The following is a 1717-nucleotide window of genomic DNA, read 5'->3' on the forward strand; positions in this document are numbered from 1 at the left end:
GAGTGAGAATGCAGGCATGAGTAGCGATACACACGTGGGAAACGTGTGCGCCGATTGACCAAGGGTTCCTGGGTCAAGCTGATCTGCCCAGGGTAAGTCGGGACCTAAGGCGAGGCCGACAGGCGTAGTCGATGGATAACCGGTTGATATTCCGGTACCCGCTGTGAAGCGTCAAACATCGAATCCAGTGATGCTAAGCCCGTGAAGCCGTTCCGGACCCTTCGGGGAATGGAAAGTGGTGGAGCCGGTGACCCGAGCTGGTAGTAGGTGAGTGATGGGGTGACGCAGGAAGGTAGTCCATCCCGGGCGGTGGTTGTCCCGGGGTAAGGGTGTAGGACGTCAGGTAGGCAAATCCGCCTGGCATGTGTCTGAGACCTGATGCCGAGCCGATTGTGGTGAAGTGGATGATCCTATGCTGTCGAGAAAAGCCTCTAGCGAGTTTCATGGCGGCCCGTACCCTAAACCGACTCAGGTGGTCAGGTAGAGAATACCGAGGCGTTCGGGTGAACTATGGTTAAGGAACTCGGCAAAATGCCCCCGTAACTTCGGGAGAAGGGGGGCCACACCCGGTGATGGAGCTTGCCTCCGGAGCTGGGGGTGGCCGCAGAGACCAGCGAGAAGCGACTGTTTACTAAAAACACAGGTCCGTGCGAAGCCGTAAGGCGATGTATACGGACTGACGCCTGCCCGGTGCTGGAACGTTAAGGGGACCGGTTAGCTCACTTTCGGGTGGGCGAAGCTGAGAACTTAAGCGCCAGTAAACGGCGGTGGTAACTATAACCATCCTAAGGTAGCGAAATTCCTTGTCGGGTAAGTTCCGACCTGCACGAATGGCGTAACGACTTCTCGACTGTCTCAACCATAGGCCCGGTGAAATTGCACTACGAGTAAAGATGCTCGTTTCGCGCAGCAGGACGGAAAGACCCCGGGACCTTTACTACAGTTTGATATTGGTGTTCGGTTCGGCTTGTGTAGGATAGCTGGGAGACTTTGAAGCAGCCACGCCAGTGGTTGTGGAGTCGTCGTTGAAATACCAGTCTGGTCGTGCTGGATGTCTAACCTGGGTCCGTGATCCGGATCAGGGACAGTGTCTGATGGGTAGTTTAACTGGGGCGGTTGCCTCCTAAAGGGTAACGGAGGCGCCCAAAGGTTCCCTCAGCCTGGTTGGCAATCAGGTGGTGAGTGTAAGTGCACAAGGGAGCTTGACTGTGAGACCGACGGGTCGAGCAGGGACGAAAGTCGGGACTAGTGATCCGGCGGTGGCTTGTGGAAGCGCCGTCGCTCAACGGATAAAAGGTACCCCGGGGATAACAGGCTGATCTTCCCCAAGAGTCCATATCGACGGGATGGTTTGGCACCTCGATGTCGGCTCGTCGCATCCTGGGGCTGGAGTCGGTCCCAAGGGTTGGGCTGTTCGCCCATTAAAGCGGTACGCGAGCTGGGTTTAGAACGTCGTGAGACAGTTCGGTCCCTATCCGCTGTGCGCGTAGGAGTCTTGAGAAGGGCTGTCCCTAGTACGAGAGGACCGGGACGGACGAACCTCTGGTGTGCCAGTTGTTCTGCCAAGGGCATGGCTGGTTGGCTACGTTCGGGAGGGATAACCGCTGAAAGCATCTAAGCGGGAAGCCTGCTTCGAGATGAGGACTCCCACCTCCTTGAGAGGGTAAGGCTCCCAGTAGACGACTGGGTTGATAGGCCGGATATGGAAGCCAGGTGA

1 rRNA gene is annotated in these 1717 nt (G+C 57.0%); it reads left to right on the forward strand.

Going from position 1 to position 1717, the window contains the following annotated elements:
* A 23S ribosomal RNA gene (locus IE242_RS37245) occupies positions 1 to 1717 on the forward strand; the annotation flags it as partial.

This window comes from Streptomyces poonensis, from assembly GCF_014650915.1.
GTDB lineage: Bacteria > Actinomycetota > Actinomycetes > Streptomycetales > Streptomycetaceae > Streptomyces > Streptomyces poonensis.